The following is a 26620-nucleotide window of genomic DNA, read 5'->3' as shown; positions in this document are numbered from 1 at the left end:
TTACGCAGCAGCGTGCGCTAAGGTTTTATCGCCATTGCGCTTAGCGCTACGAGCCCACTCACGCGTGCCATTGGCAGCGATGAACATAAGAATCGCGTACTGAACAGACATTGCGTAAACACCTTGCGTCGCGTAGATACCCACACTGATAATATTAATCACAACCCATAGAATCCAGTTTTCGACGTATTTACGTGTCATCAGAATTTGTGCAACAACAGAAAGTACTGTCATGGTTGCATCCCAGAACGGGAACGCGTCAGGTTCAAGCACCGGTTCAGCCAAGCCAGCACCAAAGAGATTCAAGCTATCAACAGCAATGTTTGCTAGCGCAAAGAAAAATGGGTCGATATAGATCGTTAATAATGCGATACATGCAACGCTAATAGAGGCAGTAGTAATAAGTTTCTGTTTATTTAACCAGCGAACCTCCAGCGTTTCACCTTGTGCGTTTGGACGAGTCCACGCATACCAGCCGTAAATGTTCGCACAGAAGAAAAACAATTGAAGAAGCAATAATCCGTATAACTGAATTTGAAAAAAGATAACGGCAAAAAGCGTGACATTCAGCAAACCGAATAAGTAGTTGATGGTTTTTTCTTGGCTGGCAAACCAAATGCAAAGCAGTCCAAAAACGGTACCGAAAGCTTCGATCCAGCTCATTGCGTAGCCGTCGCCAATCGGAATGTTAACGAGAGTATTATTAATATCGAGTAAGGCAAAGAGGTCCATAACATGTCCTTTATTATTTTGTTTGGAATACGCTTATATTAGAGCGTGATCCCTAACAAAAAGGAGGACATTTGTCCTCCTCTTGATGCACTCGATCATAATTCAGTTCAATGTTTACTTGAAAGCAATAAATGATGCTATTGAACGATGTTGGAAATAGACGTGCCTATGAATCCAAGCCTAGATAGCGTTTTTTGAATGCAGAAGCTGATGCAAATAAAGCTGACGCCAAAAGTGTAATAATAAAGCCAATTGCGTACTCAAATGCTTCATTAACCAGTAGCTGATAGCAGCTCACAAAAAAAATCAATACAACTGTAATAACATTAACTCGGTGAAACCAAGGGTGTTTTACAGATAACTTAGCGTAACCTTTTGATAACATTTGACTAATCCGCCAGACAACAATTAATAGTTTTATTTATAATCAACGACGATAGTAAGGCTTTATCGTATAAAGAGAAACGACTTTTTTAATTTTTTAGCTCAACATCACACGTCATTCAGTGACGTTTGACTTTAACCTCTTGACGCTTTTTCGTTCCACTAGAGTCGGTTCTAATTGTACGACCTGTGCCTCTGTTGACTTTTCATCCAACTTTCGGACAAGAGTCTCAACGGCAGCCTGCCCCAAACGGTACTTAGGCTGATGAATGGTAGTTAGCGATGGCGACATAAATTTCGCGATATGGATGTCATCGTAACCAATAATGGACAGGTCGTCCGGCACTTTAATATCGAGCTCATTTGCGGCGTTAATCACCCCCATCGCCATCATATCGTTAGAGACGAAAATCGAGCTAGGTAATGCGCCACGCTGAGCCATTTTTTTGAATGCTTGATACCCACCCTCACATTCGAAGTCAGACTCAATGATCCAATTGGCATTAAATTCCAAGCCAGCTTCGTTCATTGCTCGCTTATAACCTTCGTATCGCATTTGCGCTTGGTGTTTAATCAAAGGGCCTGTGATGCACCCAATTTCGGTATGGCCGCAATCAATTAAGTATTTCGCCGCTAAGTAACCGCCACGAAGTGAGTTGTCTTGGATTTTATCGCTTGTAAATAGCATCGGCCCCCAGTCCATTACCACTACTGGGATATCTGGGTAACGCTCAAATACATCGATACGCTCTCCTTCTAGCGACGAACACATCAAAATCAAACCATCGACACGCTTTTGCAATAGCGTATTAATGGATTGACGCATACGTTCGTTATCACCCTCGGTGTTACATAAAATGAGGCTGTAGCCTTTTTGGTAGCAGCTGCGTTCGACGCCTTTTACGACTTCGCCAAAGAATGGGTTGGTTGAGGTTGTCACGAGCATACCAATGGTTTTGGTACGATTAACTTTGAGGCTACGCGCCAACGCAGAGGGCGCGTAGTAGTTAAGCTCTTTTGCGGCATTGTTAACGCGTTCAGAGATCTCTTCGCTCACAAAACGCGTCTTGTTAATAACATGGCTCACTGTTGAAGTGGAAACCCCTGCCAGTTTTGCGATGTCTTTCATCGTCGCCATGTTACTACTCCTATTTTAATGAGGCGTTGTGCGCCTTATTGTTCAGCGAGAAACGCGTCCACCTCTTCGCGGGTTGGAATCGACGTTTGCGCGCCAAAGCGGGTCACAGAAATTGCAGCCGCCGCATGTGCAAACTTAATCGCTGATTCTAAAGGTAAATCTTCTAGGAGACCAGTGACGAATGCCCCATTAAATGTATCGCCCGCTGCGGTAGTATCCGTCGCTTCAACGCGGAAACCCGAGATGATTTCGCCTCGACCGTTTTGGCTTAGCCAAACGCCTTTTGCACCGAGTGTGATCATGACAATTTCTATACCTTTACCATGTAGCACATTCGCCGCTTCTTGCGCGCTTTCGTTGTCTGTTACAGTAATACCTGTCAGAACTTCAGCTTCCGTTTCATTTGGTGTAATCACGTCAATGCAAGACAGTAATTCATCTGACAGTTCGCGAGCTGGCGCTGGGTTCAGAATGACATTGGTTTTGGCATCTTTCGCGATTCGCGCAGCTTTCTCAATGCCGCACATCGGCGTTTCCAATTGCATTAGCAAGTAATCTGCTTGGCGAATACGCTCTAAATCTGGCTCAATCGCTTCTGCTGTCAGTTTGGCGTTCGCTTCAGCTGAAATGCAAATGCTGTTCTCACCACTGTCCGACACTTGAATCATCGCGATACCTGTCGGGCAATTTGGCTGCATCTTCACACCAGTGATATCGATGCCGTCCATTTTGAAGTTTTCGCGAATGTTAATGCCGAATGAGTCATCGCCCACACAAGCGATAAAACCGATGTCTGCATTTAATCGCGCCGCCGCGACGGCTTGGTTGGCACCTTTGCCACCTGGGATAACTTGATAGTTGCGACCATGCAGCGTCTCGCCTGGGCGAGGGAAAGAAGGCACTTGAAGAACATGGTCAGCGTTTACACTACCTAACACCACTAACTTATTCATACGGTTATCCTCGGTTCTGAATGAACCCTTTTTAAAAACTGTTTAGGAAAATACATTAGATGACTTTAACTTCTCTTCCTGACGAAGGAGTCTCGATAAAAAGCCAAAGGCATCTATACCCCACACTTTGCAGTATTTTGGGTAAGTTTGCCCTCACCTCCTAAACGACAGATATAAACGGAGGAGAGAGCAAAAATTAGGATGATTTATTGAACTTAAAACTTACTTAGTGACTACTTTTAGTGGTACTGGGATGTACTCTTCTACTTCTTCACCTTTCAAAACTTTGTCAGCCGTTTCAACACCTAAAGCACCGATAAGGTCTGGTTGCTGAGCAATAGTTGCCGCTAGTTTGCCACGGTTAACTGCTGCAATGCCGTCTTCCGTACCATCAAAACCAACGATAACGACATCTTTGCCAGAAGCTTGAACTGCGCGAAGTGCACCTAGCGCCATTTCATCATTCTGTGCAAATACCGCTTGTACATCCGGGTTAGCCGCTAGCAGGTTTTCCATTACGTTTAGACCTTTCGTGCGGTCAAAGTCAGCTGGTTGGCTAGCAAGAAGATCCATATCGCTGCCCTTCACGGCATTCATAAAGCCTTCACCGCGCTCACGCGCTGCCGATGTGCCCGCAATACCTTCAAGTTGAATGACTTTTGCTTTTTCGCCGACTTTTTCCATGATGTAGTGGCCTGCCATTTCACCACCAATTACGTTGTCCGACGCGATGTGACTCACAACTTCACCACGGCTTGCACCACGGTCTAATGTCAACACAGGGATCTTAGAACGGTTCGCCATACGAATTGCATTAGACACTGCATCAGAATCCGTTGGGTTGATAAGAATTGCTTTTACGCCGCGAATACTTAAATCCTCGATGTTCGACAGTTCTTTACTCGGGTCATTTTGCGAGTCCAGTACAATTAAGTCGTACCCCAATTCTTTCGCTTTTGCTTCCGCACCGTCTTTCATCGTTACGAAGAACGGGTTGTTTAGCGTCGAAACCACAATCGCCATGGTATCTTGAGCTTGCGCCGCTACCGATACGGTTGAAGAAAGAAGTGCAGCAGAGATAAGAGTTGCAAGTTTTTTCATCGTTCTAGTCCTTTGTGTAGGGTGAGCCAGTACACGTCCCCTGACTCGGTTTGTATTCACTGTTTTATATATACAGATTGTTATGAATTACTTGTTTTTGTTGTCTACCAATACCGCCAGCAAGATAACCACTGCTTTTGCAATCATTTGGTAGTAGGAAGAAACATCAAGTAGGTTAAGTGCATTGTTCAAGAAACCGATGATCAGCGCACCAATCAAGGTACCCATGATACGGCCTTTACCGCCCATCAAGCTGGTACCGCCAAGAACAACCGCTGCGATAGCGTCTAGCTCGTAGCCCATACCTGCTGTTGGCTGCGCCGAAGAAAGACGAGACGTTACAATAATGCCTGCAAGCGCTGCTAACATACCGCAGATGGCGTAGACACCAATCTTCACTCGGTCTACATTGATACCTGATAGACGCGTCGCAGACTCGTTGCCGCCTAGTGCGTAAACATAGCGACCAAAGCGTGTGTGGTTAAGTAAATACCAAGCCGCTGCAAACACAACCACCATTAACCAAACAGGAACCGGAATGCCTAGCGCGTAGCCAGTACCAAACCATGCAAACGCATCCGCGGTGTCAGTAAAGCCTGTCGAGATTGGTCGACCTTCGGTGTACACCATGGTCACACCTCGTAGTAACGTCATGGTAACCAGCGTAGCGATAAATGCCTGCACCTTACCCTTCGCAATAATGATACCGCTGATCGCACCTAACGCTGCACCTGCGACTAAAGCAGTTGGAACCGCCACCAGCACAGGAACCTCAAGCGCAATCATGCTTGCCGCAAAGGCACCACACAACGCCAATACCGAACCAACACTTAAGTCGATGCCTGCGGTTAAAATAACTAATGTCATACCCACTGCGATAATGGCATTCACGGAGGTTTGACGAAGAATGTTGAGAATGTTGTCGACCGTAAAGAAGTTCGGGTTCAAAAATGACACAACAACGATCAGAAAGATCAGAGCTATCAGTGATTTTTGTTCAATCAGCCACTCTTTTGTGAACAACTTCTTGTTGCTCGTTTCGGTTGGTTTGCTCATGGTATTCGTACTCATGCTGCTTCCTCATTGATCTCTTTGCCTACGGCACAGGCGAGTAATTTTTCTTGATCGGCGTCTTTCGCATCAAATTCGCCAGTGATACGACCTTCATGCATCACTAAAATACGGTCGCTCATGCCGAGCACTTCAGGCATCTCGGAAGAAACCAAGATGATGCTCATGCCTTCGGCCTTAAACTTGTTGATGAGCTGATAAATCTCTTTTTTTGCTCCGACATCAACACCACGTGTCGGCTCATCCAGAATCAGAACTTTAGGTTTCGTCATTAACCCTTTCGCTATCGCAACTTTTTGCTGGTTACCACCAGATAAGTTGCCGATGATTTGATCTCGCGTTGGGGTTTTAATGTTGAATAACTTAATAAAATCTTCCACAGCAATCACTTCGTCGCTGTGTTGAATCTGGAAGCCTTTGGTCAGCTGGTTTAGCGAACAAAGTGACATGTTCTCCTTAACCGAAAGACCTAAAACCAAACCATCGCCTTTGCGATCTTCAGAGATGTAAGCGATACCATTTGCCAAGCCATCTTGCGGGCTAACCGGGTTAATAGTTTTGTTATCAAGATTGATAACACCATGCTCACTAGGTAATGCGCCGTAAATGACTTTCATGAGTTCAGTGCGGCCTGCGCCCATCAAGCCAGAAATTCCAAGAATCTCACCACGCTTGAGAGTAAAGCTCACATCCTGAACGCCAGACCCAGTCAAACCAATGACTTCAAGACAAGTTTCGCCATGTTGGACATCAATACGTGGATATTGCTCTTCTAATTTTCGGCCAACCATCATTTCAATTAGGCCATCTTCATCAGTGTCGGACACCTTGCACTCACCGATAAACTTACCATCACGAAGCACCGTAATATCATCACAGATTTCAAAGATTTCTTTAAGACGATGCGAAATGTATACGATGCCGCATCCTTGCTCGCGAAGCTCATTAATCACTTTAAATAGTGATTCCGTTTCCGTATCGGTCAATGCGTCCGTTGGCTCATCCATAATGATGACTTTCGACTCAAACGAAAGTGCCTTTGCAATTTCCACCATTTGTTGTTCACCAAGGCTTAAATCGCCAAGCAATGTTTTTGATGAATGCTTTACATTGAGACGTTTTAAAAGCTTGTCAGCTTCGTCATACATTTTGCCCCACTGGATACGCCCTAAGGAGCCGGTGAACTCTCGTCCCAAGTAAATATTTTCGGCAATCGTCAGTTCAGGAATCAGGTTCAGCTCTTGGTGAATAATGCTAATACCAGCTTCCTGTGAATCGCGTGGCCCTTTAAAGGCCGCCGGCTGACCGTGATATTGAATGCTCCCCGCATCCATGTGGTAAATGCCTGTCAACACCTTCATTAACGTTGACTTGCCTGCTCCATTTTCACCCATCAGCGCCATAACACGGCCTGGATAAACATTCAGGCTTGCTTTGTCGAGTGCTTTTACGCCCGGAAACGCCTTCTCAATTTCGCTTAGTTGTAGAATGGCTTGAGTCATAATCTGTCCTCAATATCTCTGGCTTAAAAAACCACGCCCGCTTGGAAAATAACGTTCGCATATGGCGAGCATTCGCCAGTTCTTACGATAGCGCGACTTTGCGCCGTGCGTGCTTTAAACGCTTCATGTGACACGTAGCTCACTTCAATAGATTTGCCCGTTTCTTCACTCTCTTTGCTCAGTTCGTTGAGCAACGCTTCATGCAAAACTGGGCTTGCATCAGAGAGCTCTTCCGCAATGATGACCCCTTCGATTTGGGACTCAGATAGAATTACGCGAACAGTATCAAGAAAACTTGGTACCCCATGCGTTAGCGCCAAATCGATTCGCTGAACATGCTCTGGGATTGGTAGACCAGCATCACATATCGTGATCTCGTCAGTGTGGCCTAGCGTCGCCACCAAGTAAGAAATATCTGAGTTAATTAGGGTACTTTTTTTCATCTCATCGACCTTTCGGTTACACGTTCATACAACCATGAGCGCCTGTTTTAAAGTGTTTTCGTTATTAACAGAAAACTCATCGAAACGTTTCGATGAAATAATAATTCGTCATCGCAATTTGACCAGTGTGAGATCGATAAGGTGTGAGAATGATCTGTAATTCAATTGTCATTGAATAGGAAAAGCGCACTTGAGTCACACTTTACAATCGAAACGTTTCGATGACGGTATTTTCCTATCATTACGGTTAGGTTTTATACAAGGAGGAAGGAAAAGAGACGTCCAACTACTGAGAAAACCTCTAGTTAATAAGCTCGAAACCTTTCACGTCATCACAATTCTTAGATAGCTGCCTGATTTTGGAGAACGCTCACCTTACAATCTGGTTACAATTTGCCAAAACACATCATCCGTTCAGTACCTTACCTGGTACGCGACGTTTGTAGGGACACAAACGGAAACTAAGAACCATAATGAAGTTAAGCAATAGAGTCATTTTGCTTGTCGCGCCAGTGATCTTATTAAGCGCGTTAGTATCTAGCTATATTATTTATAGCATTCAAAAAGTGACGCTCATCAAGCGGGAAGACAGCTATATTCAGTTGCAGATGGAAAAGCTCGCCGGGCAGTTTCGACAAGCGAATATTTTTCTTAATAGCTATGCCTATACGCTCAGTAAAAGTGATGTATTACAAGACTATTTGGTTAATCATAACAACCCCTATCGTGAGCGAGTCTTGTTTAATCGATTAGACGAGACCGCTGAAGTATTAAGCCATGGTTACAAAGGCGATGCGAGCATGGCGATCCTCGACGGCAAACAAAACCTTCTCTATTACACAGAAAACAAATATTACGAATCATCAGGTGTGGTCGACCCAAAGGTGTTAGAGTACATATCACGAAGTTTCAATGAGAGAGAGGCTTTCAGTCACACTGGCTTTATTTATAACTCCAGTGGACAAAGCATTCTTCTTCAATATGAGGTCGTCGACAAAAGAACGGGGACTCACCCTTTGAGCTTTGACTCAAAAAATGTGTTTTTTGTGGTAGTTTCCGTATCACTTGAAGCCTTTAACGAGATTAAGCATGAAATCGAGTTTGACACGCACAGCGTGATTACTTTCGCCGACAAACCCATTTATCTTGATATTCCTCTCGCTCAAACCATTGAGCTGCTGCCGCACTTTTATGCCGTGCTTTCTCCTGCCGAATATTTAATGTGGAATAAAGTCGATAAAGTGTGGCTAGAACTTGCTTTCTCCTTTGGCGTAGCGGCGTTTTTCACTATCACATTAATCATTTTGGTGTTGTACCGCTATGTGTTGCGCCCTGTCTCTCGACTTGATAAGCAGCTAAACGAACTTGAATCTAATCAACGTGACAATATTGAAAAGCTAGAAACAAACGATGAAATAGGGCGCCTCTCTGCACGCTTTTTTGATATGTATGAGGAACTTAATGTCATCTATAAAAAGACAAAACGCCTAGCTGAAACGGATCACCTGACGCAACTCGCCAATCGCCATCGTTTTCATGAGCTTGCCACTCGTGAACTTATCTCCCCTTCGCAGTTTCTGTGGGTTGTTTACGTCGATCTTGATAACTTTAAATACGTGAATGATAAATACGGGCATGAATTGGGAGATAACTTATTAAAAGTGTTCTCATCACACATCAAGAATGCTTGTCAAAAGTTCTCGCACGATTACAACAGCCCCTGCTTTGCCGCCAGGTTATCTGGTGACGAATTTGCAATTTTGCTGAGCTCAAATCAAGAGGTAAAACGCTTGCCTGATTTGCTTGCATCAGAGTTACTAAAACCGATTAGTAATCTCAGTTCATCTTGGAGTAATTCATTTCCCGTTACGGCAAGCGTAGGTATTGCACAATATCCTCAAGACGGTACTGACATCGCGAAGTTACTCTCCAGTGCCGATGCGGCTATGTATCAAGCAAAACGGGCAGGGAAAAATCAATACGCCTATTATTCAGCCGCTCTCAATATTGAGTCTCAAAGACGAAGTCAACTTGAACGTGCGCTCCGAAAAAGCAATGTAGAGGAAGAATTTCACCTTGTTTTTCAACCCTATATGAACAATCGAAGCAACGAAATTGAGGGGTTAGAAGTCTTGTTGCGCTGGGAAGCCGAAGGTATCGGCCCTATCCCTCCAAAGGAGTTTATTCCAATTGCAGAGCAAGCCGGATTATTTGATAAAATTGACCGCTGGGTTTTCGCCAATGCAACGGCGGAATACCATCAATTAAGGAATATTTTCGGTAAGGATATTGTTCTTTCGGTCAATCTTTCATCAGCAGAGCTAAACTCGATAGAAATGGCAAACTACATCCATGAACAAGCGACACTGCACAGTGTTAAACCAGAATGTATTGAGATAGAAATAACCGAAACCTTTGCCGCAGAACAACAAGGCACGGCTCTACTTGATGAGCTATCAAAACGTGGCTACCGTCTTGCAATTGATGACTTTGGTTCTGGTTACACATCGTTAACTCAGCTCGTTCAGTATCCGGTTCAAAAAATCAAATTTGATCGAGAGTTCCTCGTTACATTGATGAACACCAACAACGGCCATGTGATCAAACCTATTATTGAGCTATGCCATGCCCAAAATAAAACGGTTACAGCAGAAGGTATTGAACACAATATGATGCATGAATGGCTATCGGCATACCGCTGCGACTATATGCAAGGCTATTTATTTGGCAAACCAATGACTAAAGAACAATTGAGCTTGTGGTGGCAATCGGCAAATGACGACAGTCGATTTGATGCGTCCATGGTCAGCTCAATTAGGGTTTCAAGAACATAAGTTAAGGGGAGACGTACAGCAGTCACAACTGTGGCGGCTGTATTTAGCTGTATATGAGCTTCATTGATAGATGCTCAGCTTTTGTTCCCCCATACCTATATCTATGACTTTAGTTGAGTAAATTACTATTTATTCGTTTTTAAACCAGCACTTCCTTGAAATCCAAACCGGTCAAATTCAGCGCTTTGACGCTATCGTACAAGCCACCTTTTTTGTCCGTGCAAAACGTTCTGAGCCCAGCACCTTTTACTCTGAACAAGTCAGACTCATTAACGGCTTCTCTATTCAAAACGAGTTTCTTAAACGGTCTAGCACGACTTAGCTTACCATGACGAAGATTATACTCGGTAGCAGAGGTATCAATGGCATCAATTTGAGTGACAATGTTTAATGCTCGCCAAGGCTTTCCTTGTAGATTTAATGGTAAAAATTCGACATTCTCGCTCAACACATCGAGCTTATCCGCAATAGAAGCGGATACAGCAAGAGTAAAAGATCCCCATGCTGCAATATCAGGCCTGGGCAATGGCTTTTCACCCATAACGTCTAACCATTCAATATCAATACTTTTCCAACTGGCTTTAACAGACTCTCCATAGAGTTGGATAGGTTTGCTTGCCGTTACTTGAAGAGACATTTCCAATGGCGACTCTTGCAACATTGCAAAATCATTAACATTGGGAGTGACAATAAACACTTTATTAAATGCTGTCATAACCGTCCTTAAATAATTTTGAGCGTTTTTCTTAATGAGACGAGCGCTTTCACACCAAACCAAACCAAACCAAACCAAACATAATAGATAGAGTTTACTTTCATGTTCAAAAATTTAATGAATTAATATCTGGCGCTCTTATCTTTTAATTTCGAAGTTTTATTATTTATATACTTTAATCCACACGATAGAATTATTTTTTCAATTTTTACTATGTACCCTTCCTTATGTAATCGAATAAATTAGAGAATAAACAATAGCACGCGTCACTTCACTTTTGTCGAGCTCATCACTCTCACTTAAACGACACATTCACAAGTTCAATTTTTGAACGACTTAGACTTAGCTTTGTCAATCGTGAATTAAAAACAACCGATTCACCGCTGTTTTACTGCCTTTTCTTACCACCCTGTTGTTTATTCATACATTATAAATGCACTTATACACATAACGATTCGGCGTTACGATTTGTTACGAGTTAAATCACAAACTTTTGAGGTATTGGATAAAGCGTAGAAAAAGAAAACACATTGAAATAAAAAGAGTTTCTAAAGTACGAAAAATAAAACGCCGTTTTTATAAATTAGCAACTTCACAAATATCCTTAAACACAGTTTTATTAATTACATATATCAGATATTATTTACGCCGAAGTTTATAGAAATCATCGTTAAACTTCATATTTTTTATAAGTTTCAATTAGTTAGTTTTTAACTCGAAAACTTATCGTCAACCCAATATCAAGCACCTAAGCGTGCAATAAGAAACATTGGGAATAGAATTATATTGATGTGCATGTTGTTTTAACGAATGCATGAAGCAATCGGTAAATTTGTAACACCATAGAGTTTTATTTAGCCAAGATGAAAAAATTAATTATATTATTTACATGTGCGCTGTTGTCTGTATCACCTTTTGCTTTTGCAAAACAATCAGATAACGAACCCAGGGATCATTTACGACCAAAGCAAGTTGAACATGTGTTTAAACAAGCCAAGCTAGATGGCATAGTAGACTTTAAGTTGTTCAGTGACGCTTACATCGCTTATCAGAAGACACCCGATAGAAAGAAGTCGGTACTAACGATCATCGACTATAGTAAACCATCAACTGAAAAGCGTTTTTATGTGGTGGATTTAGATAAAAAGAAGCTAATCTACAATACGTATGTTTCTCACGGCGTGAACAGCGGAAAGAAAACAGCGACACAGTTTTCAAATGTCGTGAACTCGCGAAAAACATCATTGGGCACTTTTTTGACTGATACCACTTACTACGGCTCAAATGGCTATTCACTTCGATTAGATGGGCTAAGCTCTGGATTAAACGACAAAGCTCGCGAGCGTTACATTGTCGTGCACGGTGCCGATTACGCAAACCCTTCCTTCATCAAGAAGAATGGATACCTCGGACGCAGTTGGGGTTGCCCTGCTTTGCCAGAGAAGTTGTCTCGCGAGATCATTGACACCATAAAAGGCGGCAGCGTTATTTACGCAAGCGCATAATATCGATGCGACACATATGGGGAAGAAAAAGAAGATTCTATTTCTTCCCTAGTAATAATCCTGTTAGCTTAATCGTCCTGTGCAACGACTCTCTTTCCATTTTCGCTTACTCGAAAGCGAAAATTATTGTGTTATTCGCTGATATACCTAAGTGCGATCAGAAAACTCTGTTCATCCCCCTTCCATCTCGTTAGTATACGCTGAGTTGATCAGACACTGGCTTTCATCGTTATCATAGTTCCACTAAGATTCCTTAATCATGGTGGGTAACTGTGGCTTTATATGTTTAGGGTTACTTCTTGCGTTATCTACACCGTATATTATTGATGCTTTCTTTGTCCCTGCTCTCAGGGCTCATCACAGCTTCATATGCGCATGAGTGGCACCACACCAAACATTACACTTCCGAGCGCTTACTTAAACTCTCACAACAAGACGATTTTGAGCTAGCACACACTGATTTTCATGCCTCAGCTTCTCTGAGCTCTTGGGGTTCAGAAAGTTACTACCTACATATAAAGCGCGAGTTGTTCGGACTTGTCTCCTGTCGCCGAACATCAGCTACTGATGGCGTTTTATCATCAGATTTTACTCCTGATTATTTTTTACTTATTGCTTTCTCTTCTCCACCACTACTGGAGTTGGCAAAACAAGCATCTCGCTTACCTCTAGACAGTTATGGCGGACTCATGAGTCAACGCTCTCTTTATCGCCTCTCAGGAAGAAAGGAAGCGAACTTAATGTACGTCTTTACTCATGGTCGCAACGCTTTCTCTGTTGTTTAACTTTTTATGACATACAGAGAACACGAAAATGTAACGATAAGAATCAATATGCCCATTGTTACTAGAACCAATTTGAGGTCCATATAATGACAAGAATCGCTACAACCATCGCACTAGCATTACTATTTGCAGCGGGCTCAACCTTAGCAAACACAGAAACTAAGCCAGAAGAAATGAGTAACGACACTCTGTTAGAGTGTGCCAACGTTTCTAACGCACGTATTGCAGTTCCGGAACACAGAGCGATGTTCAGACACTACTTAATGTCTGAGAGAGACTACAGCTTTGACCAGCTATCGTCTGCCGAACTTGAATTTAAAGCAGCAGATAAGAATGAGTCTGAAGTAGAGAACATCTACAAGTCTCAGTGCAAAGAAGTTGGCGAATACTTATATAGCATTGGCTATTAAATTCGAAACCCTAACGACACTCAAAAAGAAAGGCGCAATGTATGCGCCTTTCTTTTTACTGATAAAAACCTGTCGATTAGATGTCTAATCTGCATACAAGCTTAAAAGTGCAAATCAAGTAAACTTACTGAGAAAACTCAGACACATCCTTGGGTTTACAGAACGCTCGACGTGCTTTAACAAACAAGAAACTAAGCACTCCAATCACAAGAGTAATTATTGGTGCCGCCATTAATAGCATTGTGATTGCTTTGCTCATATTTTCCGGTAGCAAAGGAAGTAATGAACCAAAACCGCATAATATCAGCGTCCATAAAATCGCACTCAGCCACGCAAAGTAATGGAATTTACTAATACGTTTCACTCGCAACCCCATCATTAATGGCAATAGGGAACGAACAACCGGAATAAACCGCGCGCACAAAAGCGCAACCAATCCATGTTTACTGAGTAATACGTCGACTTGTTCCAAACGCTTTTGAGGAACCGCACTCACCCAGCCTTGGACCTTAGGTAAGCGATTTAGCCACTTGCCTTGTAAATAAGCCGCCCAACTTCCCAACCCCGCACTAACAGCTATTACCAACATGATCATAATTGGGTCAAGGACGCCAACCGCCGCCAGCGTACCGGATAATACGACGACACTGTCGCATGGGAAAGGTGCAGCAGGAATAAAACCACTTTCCAAAAAGATACTCACAGCAACAACAAAATAAACCAAACCTGCACTGCCTGGCGCCATTAACGCCGTGAAATCTTGATGCCAAAAAGCACTCAAGACCTGAATGATCGAATCAAACATAAACCGCTCCTAAGCATAATTAACCAAAAGTTGCAAAAACATGGAATGTGTTAGCGAGCATGTATAAAGCGGTATATGAAATTCGACTCTTTTCTCACGCCGATTCTGTATTTAGAGTGAGTAAAAATACTTTCAATACAACAACCTAAAGCCTCATTACCGATGCGTTTTAGCCGCTTCATCGAGTAAATTGCCGAACGATGCGCCCACCATGCTACATCAAGCATTTCAAACCATTCGGGTTCTACATCGTCGTTCGAGCTCATTTCCTTAGCATGGATAACCCTCAATATATTCCGGCTGTTTAAACTCGGATAGTCTTGTTGTATTGGAGAGATAGGATGTTCTGAAAAGTGCTTCGACTTAGCGTCAACAGCGATATTCTGGTTATGAAAGGAAAGAAAATTTGGGTGTGAGTGCGCCAGGCTCATGCTCGGAGCCAACAAGCAGAAAAGTAGTCCGAGTAAAGCAATCAGGGTCGTACGCACAAAGGTAACCAAAACCAAAATAATAAGTTCTTTTAACCCTGTGCGTAACTATTGGCAATTAGTATTCTTAATCGTTAAGAATACTAATTATTTTTCACCGTAAGGGTAGCTTTCAAACATCTTCGCGATTTCTTCTTGGATGAGAGATTCTCTTTTCTCAGAGCTCATTGACTCAGACAGTTTACGACTTGAAACGCCTTTCCAAACGACTTGATTAGCCTTTGCATCAACCAGTTCAACCACCAACTTCCCATACTTACGTTCTTTATATCTTTCTGGGCTTGAAGTGATCACTCCAAAGCTATTCCAGCCATAGCCAAAGCTCACCGACGATCCTGAAGAAACAAGCTCGGATTCTTCTACGATATCATGATGTACGTAAAGGTCACCGCCACTATTTACCTTAATTAAACCCTTACCCTCAAGCTGTTCAGCAAGCCCTTGCTCAATACGTCGACCATCAATACTGGTAGGAGCTTCCGCCTGAGCACCGAAGTCAAACGTTCTGTAAGCTGAAAAGTCGGCTTGTTTATCTACATCGGTTGTAACGGTAGTACAAGCAGATACCAGCATCACCACCAGCCCTAATATCAAACCTCTCATCATGTTAAATCTCCTTTGGTTAAGCTGACTGTTTCAGCAGAATTACCCTGTGTTATACATACGCATCAACAGTAAAAAGTAATCATTTCAATATCTAGTCTTGACCATGAAACGTGACTGTTCAATAAACGAGATTAACCTTTACACAGAAAATCTTGAATATCATCAACATCTAAACACCTAAGAATTCGGTGTTTACGACCTAATTGGAAGCCCCTAGGCTTAGTAGCGGAATCGCGAGTGCCACAAAAAACCAGAGACAATGAACACTTTAACATCAGTCCGCTACTTTTTTAGGCAACTGACAAACATTTGATGAGAAAAGACTTTTCTTTTTCGTCCAGTGTGGCATATTAACTGAGTCCTATCGATGCGCGGGCATCGTATAATGGCTATTACCTCAGCCTTCCAAGCTGATGATGCGGGTTCGATTCCCGCTGCCCGCTCCAATCTCTTTATCCCAATTTACTCATAAAAATCCGATGGCGGAGCGAACAAACGGCGGCAGCGTTGTTTCCATGATAAGTGTGGTCGAGTTACGTCATGAAACATGTCTTTCCATTCTGCAAACGTCACGCGGATGGGATTAAAGCTGTTTACAGGTTTAGAAACCCCATATCGAACCGTTTCCACCTCTGGTTCAAACGTTCCGAACATTCGATCCCAAATAATTAATACACCCGCATAATTTTTGTCGATGTACTGACGGTTCACACCATGATGAACGCGATGATGAGACGGCGTGTTAAATACCCACTCTAGTGGCCCGAGCGAACGAATTGATTGGGTGTGAACAAAAAACTGTAAGCCCAGATTAAACAACACAACGAAGACAACCCATTTTGGCTCAAAACCAATAATCACCAAGGGCAACCAAAAAATCCACATCCCCGCTAGCGGATACATTAAACTTTGACGAAAGGCGGTACTGAAGTTCATTCTTTCCGAACTGTGATGAACAACGTGCGCGGCCCACATCCAACGAATACGATGGCTAGCCCGATGAAACCAGTAATAGAAAAAATCTTGCAGGACAACAAGTAAAAGAAAAGCTGAGACGCTCATTTCGATATCAAACAAACGCCAATCAAACCACCACAAATACAACTGAGCAATCAGTAAACCCGTGAGTATGTCTGTCGCTTGGTGTAAGCCCGCAAGAACAAAATTACACGCTACTTCAGGGAAGTAATACGTCGCGCTTTCAGGCAAGCGTCCCCTTCTTTGTCCGAACCAATATTCGGCAAGCATGCAGAAAAAGAAAACTGGAGCCAGAATCATCAGAAGTAATTCTGGGCGGTCCATCAACTGCGTCCAATCCATTGTGTTTCTACCATTTTGCATAGTGATCTTCAGTAAGACCCATAACTTCTTCTAACTGATGTTTGATGCCATTTCCATCGATAATATAGCCAGAGAAATAACCGATGTACTGACGAAAGTTACTTTTGAGAAGCCAAAAATTTTTCTTCTCTGAGCGTCGATTCAAAGGCGTGAACTGTAAGTTAACTCGTTTATCTTCAGACGTAATATGCCACTTTTGCCCTTCATCACTTCGTGAAAACTGAAACTGCACAGGTTGCAAAAAGTGACGCTGACCATTAATCCACAATACATTTTCGCAATAGCCAGTTTCATTCACGCCAGCTGCCAAGTTCAACCCCAGACGCCTGTCATCCTCAAAGCAATTGATACTTGCCCAGCGCCAACTTGTTTCTCGTCGCATGTACCCAGCGGAAAAATCGTAACCAGCAGCCACCTCTGATAGATCTTGCTCTTTTCCTAATATGAACAAGTTACCGTCTACTGCTAACGCATTGTGCTTCTGAGTATATGTCCAACCCGCATAACCTGTTGGCGTACACAACATTAATGGCAAACTCATATTTTCTGGACGTAAATAGAGATCCGCATTGACTGACTCTGTCACAAAGTGGACGTGCCAAATACCATCCTTAATAGAAAACTGAACTCTTTTGTTAGCAAGATGGGCAAGACTGCACCAACTGGAAGGCTGAGTTTGATAACCTATATTAAAAGGTTTCAACCATTGTTGCTCAATCAACTTATTCTTTTTAATATCAAACAGGTAGCAAAAGCCGGATGCTAAATACCGTATATCCGCAATCGCTACTCCAATGACGTAATCAGGTGTGACCAAATTGACGAACTGAAACTGCTTATAATCGCGGTAACGGCGCCACTTAGACACTGGCTTATCCATCTCATCGAGGTAAGTAAATTTATCTAGCTGTAACGATGTTGGAATTCCATCAAGGTGGCCAAACGCTGGTAGACCATTCTGCTGAATAAACGAGTTCAGAACCTTAAGCTCATCCATATAGTTGTCTTTTCACAAGTTATCACACACAAAAACTTTAACATGACGTTAACATAAACAATTTGCGTAACTGCACAACAACATCGACTAAAGTGATTTCTGCTTGTTATATGTGAAACTGATCACTCAACCACCCGCTTACTTAGCTCACCCTACCTATCTCAACCAACACTGCCCGGGTTATAAGCTGCACATTCTCATCCGCAGGAAATACCACTACAACCATTGAATCTTGGTCAAAATCACTATTTAATGGAAATACATTCATATAAACTGATTGCTTATTCACATCAAGGAAGAAATCTATGTCATACATACACGATACTATTGTTGCGTTGCAACACAGTAGCCCTGCGCAAAAAGAATTTTACCAAGCGGTAGAAGAAGTATTAACTTCTCTCGCGCCGGTAATAGAAGGCAATAATAAATATAAGGAACAAGCGATTATCCAGAGGATCGTCGAGCCAGAACGTCAAATCATGTTTCGAGTTCCTTGGGTTGATGATGCTGGAAATGTACAAGTAAACAAAGGTTATCGAGTTGAATTCAACTCTGCTTTGGGGCCGTACAAAGGAGGATTGAGATTCCATCACTCAGTCAATGCGAGCATCATAAAATTTCTCGGCTTTGAGCAAATCTTTAAAAACGCACTGACTGGCCTTCCTATCGGTGGCGGCAAAGGCGGTTCAAACTTCGATCCTAAAGGAAAATCCGACGGCGAGATCATGCGATTTTGCCAATCATTTATGAACGAGTTGTACCGTCACATCGGTCCTACCACCGATGTTCCCGCAGGCGATATCGGCGTCGGGGCGCGCGAAATTGGCTATATGTTTGGTCAATACAAACGATTGACGGGGCGCTACGAAGGTGTGCTTACAGGCAAGAGTCTTCTTTGGGGTGGATCACTCGCCAGAAAAGAAGCGACAGGATATGGCGCCGTCTATTTTGCAGAATGCATGCTCAACGACCGCAACGATTCATTGAAAGGGAAAACTTGCCTCGTTTCTGGTGCTGGCAACGTGGCTATCTACGCCATTGAAAAACTGTACCATATGGGAGCAACGCCGGTTACATGCAGCGACTCTCGAGGTACGATCTATCATGAGCACGGTATTGATCTTAAGCTCCTAAAACAACTGAAAGAAGTGAAAAGAGCAAGCTTAGAAGAATATTTAGAAACTTACCCTGAAGCAGAATACACACCAGAGGGCGACTATCCTAATGAAGGACATTCTGTTTGGCGATATCAGGCTGATGCTGCCTTCCCTTGTGCGACTCAAAATGAGTTAACGTCAGACGACGCACTGGCTCTTATCGAAAACGGATGTATTTTGATTAGTGAAGGGGCGAACATGCCAACCACCCGTGATGCTGCCAATATTATCGTGGACTCGGACATAGCTTATGGGCCTGCCAAAGCAGCCAATGCAGGCGGCGTTGCAACCAGTCAACTTGAAATGGCGCAAAACGCCAGCATGCAAAACTGGACGTTTGAACAAGTGGATAGTCAGTTGCAAACCATCATGAAAAATATTTTCATCAATGCAAACGAAACCAGTAAAGAGTTTGGCCAACCTGGAAATTTAGTTTTAGGCGCCAACATTGCAGGCTTTAGAAAAGTCGCTGATGCAATGATTGAGCAAGGTGTCGTCTAGATGAACGAGCCAGCAGGATGACTGCTGGCTTAATATAACTCCGCAATAGGCCGCGCTTTTTGATAAAGAGCTCCACTTAATTCGCAATAAGCGTTGTCACTTCTGTTTTAACGGAGTTGGCGATAAAGCAATTCTCATGGGCCATGTGGTGCAGTTTTTCTAATTGAGATGGTGTCGGTTGTTTTTCACCTGAGAATGTTATCTTAGGGTTTAACGTTACCTTTGATACCCACTCTTTTCCGTTTTCGCCTTTTTCAAGCTCCCCTACCGCTTCATCTAAGTAACTGTCCACAACGTAACGCCGCTTTGCTGCAATAGACAAGAAAACGAGCATATGACAACTAGAAAGTGCCGCGACAAACGCTTCTTCTGGATCAACATTTTCTTCTACGGATAGTGGTAATGGTACTACGTGGGGAGATGGAGATGCTGGGACTTGCAACCCTCCATCAAATTGCCAAATGTGTGCCCTACTATACTTATTATCACTAAACTCTTCGCCAGCTTTACGATGCCATTTGATTAAAGCGGAATGCTTACTCATTCTAACTCCCTGATTTTCCGACGACGAATCAACACTATCCGTCCTTGCCACAGTAAACCACAACAAAATGAGTTAAGGAAAGCATCGCACTCACAGGGACTATAAAATCTGTTGAGGATCGGCATTGTTCCTCTGGATATCATCCAAAAGTCTATGAGACTGATGGATGTTGACCTGTAACCGATTGATCAGCATCTGCAACTGCTCAATCTCGGGACTTTGGTTGGCTTTAAGTTGAGTTTCCAGGGCCTCCGTTTGGCTCGCCAAAATAGGTAAACTTAGGTTCAGTGCCATCCCTTTCGTTTTGTGCAACGTCAGCTCTAATGAAGCAAAGTCTTCAGCCATAAAGTATTCAATAAGTTCATCAACAGAAGTCTCAAAATCGACAATAATGCTTTTTAGCAACTCGTCGAGCGCTTCTGGCTCATCTCGTAAAGAAGTAAACATGCCTGAACGGGAGAGTTCTTCCTCTGTTAACCTTAAGTTCTCGATTGGCTTACGTTGCAATTGAAGCACATTGCTGTCACTCGTTAGTGGCGGATTCTGTTTCGGTTCGAGTCTGGCGGCAAACTGTTTGAGAGCGTCTGAAAAGCTCTCATGCTGTAGCGGTTTCGTAAGCACATGGTCTGCTCCTGCTTCGATAAAGCTATCGTGAGCTTCACGAAATACGTCTGCCGTGTACGCAAAGAGTAATGTCTTGATACCTAACTCTTGTCGGATAACGCGTGTCGCCTCAACGCCATTCATCTCGGGCATATGGTTGTCCATCAAGATCAGGTCGTACTCGTTCTCTTTCGCCTTTTTAACCGCGATTAATCCATTTTCTGCAACATCCACTTCATGCCCAAGCTTTTCGCAAAACCCTTTTGCCACAATGGCATTCACACGGTTATCATCAGCAAGTAGTATCTTGAAATGGTGTGATTTTGCGCGAGGTTTCGGTGCTTCTTGCTGCTTTTTCGGAGCAGATTCTACCCAAGGAATCGGCAACTCAACGATAAATTGACTTCCAACGCCTTCTATACTCTTCAGAGTAATATGGCCACCCATCAAATCGGTTAGTTTTTTGACGATGGCTAACCCAAGCCCTGTTCCGCCGAACCTTCGAGTCGTTGATGAGTCTGCTTGCTCAAACGAGTTAAAAATATGCTCGTGCTTGTCTGGCGCAATACCAATACCGGTGTCGCTCACGCGCATGACCAACAACTGATTCGATTCATCTAACTCAGTTCTAACCAGCACATGCCCTTCATTGGTAAACTTCACCGCGTTACCGGCGAGATTAAACAAGATCTGTCGTAAACGCGCACAATCTCCAGTAAATTCAGTATATTCAGAAACCTCGTTTTCCAAGATTAACTCGATATTTTTTTCATCAACAAGTGGTTTTATTGCGCTACACACCGGAGAAAGCACTTGATCGAGCTTAAACTTAGCTTGCTCAAATTCCAGTTTGTTTTCTTCAACTTTAGAAAAATCCAAAATATCGTTGAGGATAGTCATCAGATGCTGGCCAGAATCAAGAATAACCCTAATATGCTCTTTCGTCGTCGGCTCTTTGGTCTCTTCTGCAATCATTTGAGAAAGCCCTAGTACACCATTCATCGGCGTCCTTAGTTCGTGACTCATTGCAGCGAGAAAATTTGATTTCGCTTTTGCCGCTCGCTCGGCTTTGTTTCTCGCCTCTTCAATTTCAAGATTCAACTGTTTTAAGTTATGCATTCGGTGATGTGACTGATAAACAAACGCGCTAACTAGAAACATCACCGCGATAAATACAAACAACCACGTAAAACGCGCCTCACTTTGAGCAATATTGAGTAACCGATGCTCTGAGCTTTCGACAAACTCAATATAAGTGTGATCAAGCAGTTCATTCGTCAGCAATTCAATTCTTTTATCACTCGTTTGAAGCCGTTTAAGGAAGTTCGCTTCTTTTTCACTCTCAACTTCAGTTTGTGTTAGAAGCAACTGGTTGAGAAATTCAAAATAACGACTGCCACCCAATGATTGACCGCTCTCGGTAGAAACCTCTTGCTGATATAAATTGAACAACATGAGTAATGCATACCGATTTTCTACCTGAACACCAATTAACATATCAAGCTTCAACGTTGTTTGAAGCACTCGCTCCTTAAACTGTTCAAGCGTATCCCTAACTTTTATACGATTGGGTGTCACGGGAAACCAAACTGATGCCTTTGATGATTCCAACAGTGCCTGTGCTGCGATTTCTATCTCTACTAAAGATGTTGTTAACTCATAGTTTTTCCTATCTTCAACGGCATATCGGTTCACGATAACATCACGCTCTTCAATCAACTCATGTCCGATATTCATTAGCCCTGCATGAAATTCTTGAGCGTTTTTTGAATTCATATACGACATATACGCCAGTGTGCAGCACGTCAGTATCCCAATAAAAAAGCAAAAGTTGATCAGTTTGAATTTATTCATTTTCCAACACCTCTAAAATTATGGGTCTAGGTGCTGTCAACGACTGCAAGAATGCTTCAATGTCCGCGACATTCTCATCGTTCATCGTTATACCGAGCTGGGTTTTAGCCATGATTTGTATCGCGTCGGATAACTTATCGACTTGCCCATTATGAAAATAAGGACTCGTTAGCGCGACATTGCGTAAACTGGCTACTCTAAAATAGAATCGCTCTTCATCTTCTATCGTAACGAGTTGCCGGCCCGAGTCCTCTACTACTGGCTTATCCTTGAAATAGGCGAACCTTTGGATCATCGCTCCGCCGATATTTTTGCCCTGATGACACTGCACACAACCTGAAGTCTGAAATGTTTTCCAACCTCTGATTTGCTGTTCACTCAGTACATGCGTGTAACCCAATAAGTAAGCATCGAATGGTGCGCCAGGCGTCTGCAGCCCTTCAACAAACTCCACAATAGCGGACTTGATATTATGAACGTTAATCGGCAATTCATCGTCACGACTAAATAGCGCTTGATAATGTTCACTCTCTTTTACATATTGCTCTATTGTTTGCCAGTTTGAGTCCATTTCCATTGGATTATGGATTGGACCATCAATCTGAGCCATCAAGGTGTTTTCCGTTCCATCCCATAAAAAACGATAATTTAACGCCGCATTAAACACTGTTATAGAATTTCTAATTCCATCACCTTTCACCCCCGTAGAGACTGGTGTATTTTCAGCGCCATTGGTTTGCAGATTGTGGCATGTCGCGCAGCTGACATTACCATTTGACGATAATTGAGGATCGCGGAAGAGATGCCAGCCAATTCTCGCTAGCTTAATATCCACATTAGGATCACCCTGTATGGGCTGAACTAGGGAGATATCACCTAACATCTTCGCGTTTCTTGCGGTTGTTGTTTGGCTCAAAATGAGTGTTACAACAGCTAGTGCGATTGCGCTGAATTGCCTCATCAACTACATACCTTAAACTTGTCATTGATATGAATTTAGTTGCATTTTGGCGTTTTTTCCACCGACAGGAAGTTGAAAAAACGAGTTAAGTATTGCTTTGTTTAAGGCTTTGGTTGAAGAGGGAGTAATAAGGCGAATAGGAAGAAACCTATCGCCTTATGAGTAGCTAACGTATTGAAATCTGAGTTTAGTGTAGAAAAGCCAAAAACCGTTGAAACCAAGTCACCTCTCCATACGAGATCAGATCGAAAATAGTAAAGAATACGGCACAGATAACGGCCAACTTAATCAAACGCTGAACAATAAACATAAACATCACAATTACCAATAATTTGCTTTAGTTTACTATCTCACACAGCGTTTATATATAAAAAAGTAGTCTCCTAATTAGCCTCGGCAACTTATTCATTAGAACCTATACTCAAGCATCTCTAAGTTATTTGGATATACTTGAATTAGGATTTCAAAAAGTCCCTGTGACCACACAAGGAGGACTGCATGAAACGACTATGGATATGGTTCTTACCTTTACTCTTGATGGCCAGTCAAGCACTGGCGAATACCGTTTGGATTGTTCCTGTCAAAGGCGCTATAGGGCCTGCTACTAGCGACTATTTATCTCGTGAAATAGACGAAGCTCAACTAAACGGTGTCAGTTTAGTGATCTTAGAGATGGACACACCAGGCGGCTTAGACAGTGCAATGAGAGATATTATTCACGCGATTACCACCTCCTCCACTCCAATTGCGACTTGGGTTGGCCCGTCAGGATCTAGAGCGGCTAGCGCAGGGACATACATTTTACTCGCCAGCCACGTTGCCGCAATGGCTGAAGCCACCAACCTTGGCGCGGCAACGCCCGTCGCGTTAGGTGGTGCCCCTCAGCCCCCTTCATCGGATGATGGCAAAGATCAAAACGCGGAAGAAACGTCAGAAGGAACCAACGAAGGTTCAGAGAAAGTTCCCGCGAAAACCGCAATGGAGAAAAAGGTGATTAATGATGCTAGAGCCTATATTAAAGGCTTAGCAAAGCTTCATGGCCGAAATGCAGAGTGGGCAGAGAAAGCAGTGAGCGAAGCAGCGAGTTTGGACGCCACAGAGGCATTGGAATTAAACGTTATTGATTATATAGCCAACTCACCAGAGGATTTAGTCAAAGCCATTGATGGACAAACTGTTAAAGTTAACAATCGTGATGTGACATTGTCACTGGAAAATCCCGTATGGATTGAAAGAACACCCGATTGGCGAGCAGAAATGCTAGCCGTTATCACCAATCCAAACGTTGCCTACATTCTAATGCTCATCGGCATCTACGGTTTACTTCTTGAATTTTACAACCCAGGAATTGGCTTACCCGGTGTGCTAGGTGGGATTTGTCTGCTTCTTGCCATGTACGCACTACAAATGATGCCCGTCAACTACGCAGGTCTTGGTCTGCTGTTACTCGGTATTGCACTAATGATAGCGGAAGCATTCAGCCCGAGCTTTGGTATTTTGGGCTTAGGCGGCGTTGTCGCCTTTGTACTCGGTTCGATATTTCTCATGGACAGTGAGTTTCCAGGATTCCAGATCGCCCTTCCTTTGATTTTTGGTATTGCCATATTTTCCGTGGCTCTAATCGTGCTGACCGTCGGCCTGCTGCTCAAAATTCGTCGCCGGCGTGTAACGACGGGTTTAGAGACTTACCCTGGGAAGGTCGCCGTGGTAAGCGATGACTTTATCGATGGCGAAGGACGCGTTCAACTCAACGGTGCGTTATGGCGAGCTAAAGCCAAAGACCATCAACAATTCAAACAAGGTGATCACGTCACCATTGTTAATGTTAAAGGGCTGACCTTAACTGTGATGCCTGATGACCGCCAAAATAAATAGGAGGCGCTTTATGATGCTCTATACCGTTGCGGTGATCGTGGTGCTGCTGTTCGCACTAGCGACCCAAATGTTCAGGGTTTTGAGAGAATACGAACGTGGGGTTGTGTTCTTTCTTGGTCGATTTCAAGAAGTCAAAGGACCTGGTTTGATCATCCTTATCCCATTTATTCAGCAAATGGTGAGGGTTGATTTACGTACTGTCGTTTTGGATGTGCCGACACAAGATTTAATTACCAAAGATAACGTTTCTGTGCGCGTCAACGCGGTCGTTTATTTTCGCGTAGTCGATCCTCAAATGGCGATTAACAATATTGAAAGCTACAGCGATGCCACCAGCCAGTTAGCACAAACCACGCTGCGCTCGGTATTGGGTCAGCATGAACTCGATGAATTGCTATCAGAGCGAGAACGCCTCAATAAGGATTTACAATCCATTCTCGATCAACAGACTGATGACTGGGGAATCAAGATTGCTACGGTTGAAGTCAAACATGTTGATTTAAATGACAGCATGGTCAGAGCCCTAGCCCGTCAGGCAGAAGCAGAACGTAACCGTAGGGCGAAGATCATTCACGCTACTGGTGAGTTAGAGGCTTCAAATAAATTAAAAGAAGCAGCGCAAATGCTCAACGAAGCACCGAATGCACTGCAATTACGTTACATGCAGACACTCACTGAAATCACTACAGACAAAACATCCACTATTATTTTTCCAATGCCGATCAATCTTGTCGAAGCTGTCAGTGATATCGCCGAAGCGGTGAAAAAGAATAAAGAGACACAAGATAAGTAAGATTTTGCCCCTAGGAAGTAACGACCGCTCACGTTACTTCCTTATTTGGAACTCGCTTTAAGGATGTGCCCATCTTCTTTATCACACTCTTGTTTCATTACTTCTAAGCCCGTTTTAAAGCATGTTCGCCAAGCGGTTTCAACATCGGTATCGTACCCGGAATCACACTGTCGAACCGTTTCTAACAAACTCTCAAGCCAAACATCAAAATCCTGCGGCTCTATACCAATTTCGGCACTTGCATGCTTTTTCCCATACTTTTCCACCATTTTGTGCGCTTCGGTCGAGGTATCTGCCATCATAAAAAATACGATAGACCCTCTAAGCATTCTCACTTGTTGGTGCATGTCTATACCGTCAAACTTCTGTCTAAAGTTGGCGCTTTTCGACCATAAATTTTTGTAGAACAAGTCGAAAAACTCCTGATCTGAAGTACAACGTTCATAGCTATCATTAAAAACTTCAATCACGTTCATGTTGCTTTCCCCTACGCCTCAATATGAGTTTAATTTAATATCAAAT

24 protein-coding genes and 1 tRNA gene are annotated in these 26620 nt (G+C 43.1%); 8 read left to right on the top strand and 17 right to left on the bottom strand.

Annotated features, from left to right (window positions below):
- The 7 genes from pnuC to rbsD all read right to left on the bottom strand — a co-directional run bounded on the left by pnuC (nucleotide 1) and on the right by rbsD (nucleotide 7324).
- Complete coding sequence (pnuC, locus tag R7R24_RS01560) at nucleotides 1–732, bottom strand: nicotinamide riboside transporter PnuC (protein ID WP_025767870.1); 732 nt, start codon at nucleotides 730–732, stop codon at nucleotides 1–3.
- A gap of 499 nt (nucleotides 733–1231) precedes the next feature.
- Nucleotides 1232–2254, bottom strand: a complete 1023-nt coding sequence (locus R7R24_RS01555; RefSeq protein WP_025767871.1) for a substrate-binding domain-containing protein — start codon at nucleotides 2252–2254, stop codon at nucleotides 1232–1234.
- 35 nt (nucleotides 2255–2289) lie between these two features.
- A complete protein-coding gene (rbsK, locus tag R7R24_RS01550) occupies nucleotides 2290–3207 on the bottom strand; it encodes a ribokinase (RefSeq protein WP_005382617.1) in 918 nt (305 codons plus the stop codon).
- Between the two features lie 222 nt (nucleotides 3208–3429).
- Nucleotides 3430–4308: a ribose ABC transporter substrate-binding protein RbsB gene (gene rbsB / locus R7R24_RS01545; RefSeq protein WP_005373143.1), complete on the bottom strand. Its 879-nt coding sequence runs from the start codon at nucleotides 4306–4308 to the stop codon at nucleotides 3430–3432.
- A gap of 87 nt (nucleotides 4309–4395) precedes the next feature.
- Entirely contained in the window at nucleotides 4396–5379 is a 984-nt protein-coding gene (gene rbsC, locus R7R24_RS01540) for a ribose ABC transporter permease (protein WP_005373145.1), read from the bottom strand.
- Complete coding sequence (rbsA, locus tag R7R24_RS01535; RefSeq protein WP_054577815.1) at nucleotides 5376–6881, bottom strand: ribose ABC transporter ATP-binding protein RbsA; 1506 nt, start codon at nucleotides 6879–6881, stop codon at nucleotides 5376–5378. The genes rbsC and rbsA overlap by 4 nt, the downstream gene beginning before the upstream one ends.
- A gap of 23 nt (nucleotides 6882–6904) precedes the next feature.
- A complete protein-coding gene (gene rbsD, locus R7R24_RS01530) occupies nucleotides 6905–7324 on the bottom strand; it encodes a D-ribose pyranase (RefSeq protein WP_054577814.1) in 420 nt (139 codons plus the stop codon).
- A 473-nt stretch (nucleotides 7325–7797) separates the two neighbouring features.
- Here rbsD and R7R24_RS01525 point away from each other — a divergent pair, with 473 nt between their 5' ends.
- Nucleotides 7798–10158: an EAL domain-containing protein gene (locus R7R24_RS01525; RefSeq protein ID WP_154204298.1), complete on the top strand. Its 2361-nt coding sequence runs from the start codon at nucleotides 7798–7800 to the stop codon at nucleotides 10156–10158.
- A 139-nt stretch (nucleotides 10159–10297) separates the two neighbouring features.
- Here R7R24_RS01525 and R7R24_RS01520 read toward each other — a convergent pair whose 3' ends face one another.
- Complete coding sequence (locus tag R7R24_RS01520) at nucleotides 10298–10873, bottom strand: imm11 family protein (RefSeq protein ID WP_017635389.1); 576 nt, start codon at nucleotides 10871–10873, stop codon at nucleotides 10298–10300.
- An 863-nt stretch (nucleotides 10874–11736) separates the two neighbouring features.
- Here R7R24_RS01520 and R7R24_RS01515 point away from each other — a divergent pair.
- From R7R24_RS01515 to R7R24_RS01505, 3 genes are all read left to right on the top strand, one after another.
- Entirely contained in the window at nucleotides 11737–12378 is a 642-nt protein-coding gene (locus R7R24_RS01515) for a murein L,D-transpeptidase catalytic domain family protein (RefSeq protein ID WP_017633652.1), read from the top strand.
- A 326-nt stretch (nucleotides 12379–12704) separates the two neighbouring features.
- On the top strand, nucleotides 12705–13163 hold the full coding sequence (locus R7R24_RS01510) for a hypothetical protein (RefSeq protein WP_017633653.1): 459 nt from the start codon (nucleotides 12705–12707) through the stop codon (nucleotides 13161–13163).
- An 86-nt stretch (nucleotides 13164–13249) separates the two neighbouring features.
- Nucleotides 13250–13573, top strand: coding sequence for a hypothetical protein (locus tag R7R24_RS01505; RefSeq protein ID WP_005373158.1), 324 nt, complete (start codon nucleotides 13250–13252; stop codon nucleotides 13571–13573).
- A gap of 124 nt (nucleotides 13574–13697) precedes the next feature.
- On the opposite strand, the gene R7R24_RS01500 is transcribed toward R7R24_RS01505, so the two are convergent.
- From R7R24_RS01500 to R7R24_RS01490, 3 genes are all read right to left on the bottom strand, one after another.
- The gene (locus R7R24_RS01500) at nucleotides 13698–14378 is read right to left on the bottom strand and encodes a DedA family protein (protein WP_017633654.1); all 681 of its coding nucleotides are present in this window, start codon (nucleotides 14376–14378) and stop codon (nucleotides 13698–13700) included.
- 50 nt (nucleotides 14379–14428) lie between these two features.
- Nucleotides 14429–14809 (bottom strand): hypothetical protein, encoded by a 381-nt coding sequence (locus R7R24_RS01495; protein WP_017633655.1) that lies wholly within the window; start codon nucleotides 14807–14809, stop codon nucleotides 14429–14431.
- Nucleotides 14810–14953: 144 nt separating this feature from the next.
- Complete coding sequence (locus tag R7R24_RS01490; RefSeq protein ID WP_005382627.1) at nucleotides 14954–15472, bottom strand: DUF4136 domain-containing protein; 519 nt, start codon at nucleotides 15470–15472, stop codon at nucleotides 14954–14956.
- 371 nt (nucleotides 15473–15843) lie between these two features.
- Here R7R24_RS01490 and R7R24_RS01485 point away from each other — a divergent pair.
- Nucleotides 15844–15918, top strand: a tRNA-Gly gene (locus tag R7R24_RS01485).
- Nucleotides 15919–15934: 16 nt separating this feature from the next.
- Here R7R24_RS01485 and R7R24_RS01480 read toward each other — a convergent pair.
- Complete coding sequence (locus R7R24_RS01480) at nucleotides 15935–16792, bottom strand: sterol desaturase family protein (RefSeq protein ID WP_170893178.1); 858 nt, start codon at nucleotides 16790–16792, stop codon at nucleotides 15935–15937.
- Between the two features lie 7 nt (nucleotides 16793–16799).
- Nucleotides 16800–17810 (bottom strand): DUF2804 domain-containing protein, encoded by a 1011-nt coding sequence (locus tag R7R24_RS01475; protein WP_017633657.1) that lies wholly within the window; start codon nucleotides 17808–17810, stop codon nucleotides 16800–16802.
- 305 nt (nucleotides 17811–18115) lie between these two features.
- On the opposite strand from R7R24_RS01475, the gene gdhA reads away from it, so the two are divergent.
- On the top strand, nucleotides 18116–19468 hold the full coding sequence (gdhA, locus tag R7R24_RS01470) for an NADP-specific glutamate dehydrogenase (RefSeq protein WP_191115933.1): 1353 nt from the start codon (nucleotides 18116–18118) through the stop codon (nucleotides 19466–19468).
- Nucleotides 19469–19544: 76 nt separating this feature from the next.
- Here gdhA and R7R24_RS01465 read toward each other — a convergent pair whose 3' ends face one another.
- The 3 genes from R7R24_RS01465 to R7R24_RS01455 all read right to left on the bottom strand — a co-directional run bounded on the left by R7R24_RS01465 (nucleotide 19545) and on the right by R7R24_RS01455 (nucleotide 23430).
- On the bottom strand, nucleotides 19545–20012 hold the full coding sequence (locus R7R24_RS01465; protein ID WP_005373176.1) for an OsmC family protein: 468 nt from the start codon (nucleotides 20010–20012) through the stop codon (nucleotides 19545–19547).
- A gap of 99 nt (nucleotides 20013–20111) precedes the next feature.
- On the bottom strand, nucleotides 20112–22469 hold the full coding sequence (locus R7R24_RS01460; protein WP_170893176.1) for an ATP-binding protein: 2358 nt from the start codon (nucleotides 22467–22469) through the stop codon (nucleotides 20112–20114).
- Nucleotides 22462–23430 carry a cytochrome-c peroxidase gene (locus R7R24_RS01455; protein ID WP_005373180.1) on the bottom strand — a complete coding sequence of 323 codons (969 nt, stop codon included), beginning with the start codon at nucleotides 23428–23430 and terminating at the stop codon, nucleotides 22462–22464. Before R7R24_RS01455 ends, R7R24_RS01460 begins: the two co-directional genes overlap by 8 nt.
- Before the next feature lie 498 nt (nucleotides 23431–23928).
- Between R7R24_RS01455 and R7R24_RS01450 the strand changes: the two genes are divergently transcribed.
- Complete coding sequence (locus R7R24_RS01450) at nucleotides 23929–25305, top strand: NfeD family protein (protein WP_170893175.1); 1377 nt, start codon at nucleotides 23929–23931, stop codon at nucleotides 25303–25305.
- Nucleotides 25306–25315: 10 nt separating this feature from the next.
- The gene (locus R7R24_RS01445; RefSeq protein ID WP_053304734.1) at nucleotides 25316–26098 is read left to right on the top strand and encodes a slipin family protein; all 783 of its coding nucleotides are present in this window, start codon (nucleotides 25316–25318) and stop codon (nucleotides 26096–26098) included.
- A gap of 41 nt (nucleotides 26099–26139) precedes the next feature.
- On the opposite strand, the gene R7R24_RS01440 is transcribed toward R7R24_RS01445, so the two are convergent.
- Nucleotides 26140–26574 carry a globin gene (locus R7R24_RS01440; protein ID WP_053349193.1) on the bottom strand — a complete coding sequence of 145 codons (435 nt, stop codon included), beginning with the start codon at nucleotides 26572–26574 and terminating at the stop codon, nucleotides 26140–26142.
- Between the last annotated feature and the right edge of the window lie 46 nt (nucleotides 26575–26620).

Source organism: Vibrio sp. 704, assembly GCF_033339295.1.
Note: the sequence above shows the minus strand (reverse complement) of the source record. Positions and strands in the feature narration are given on the sequence as shown.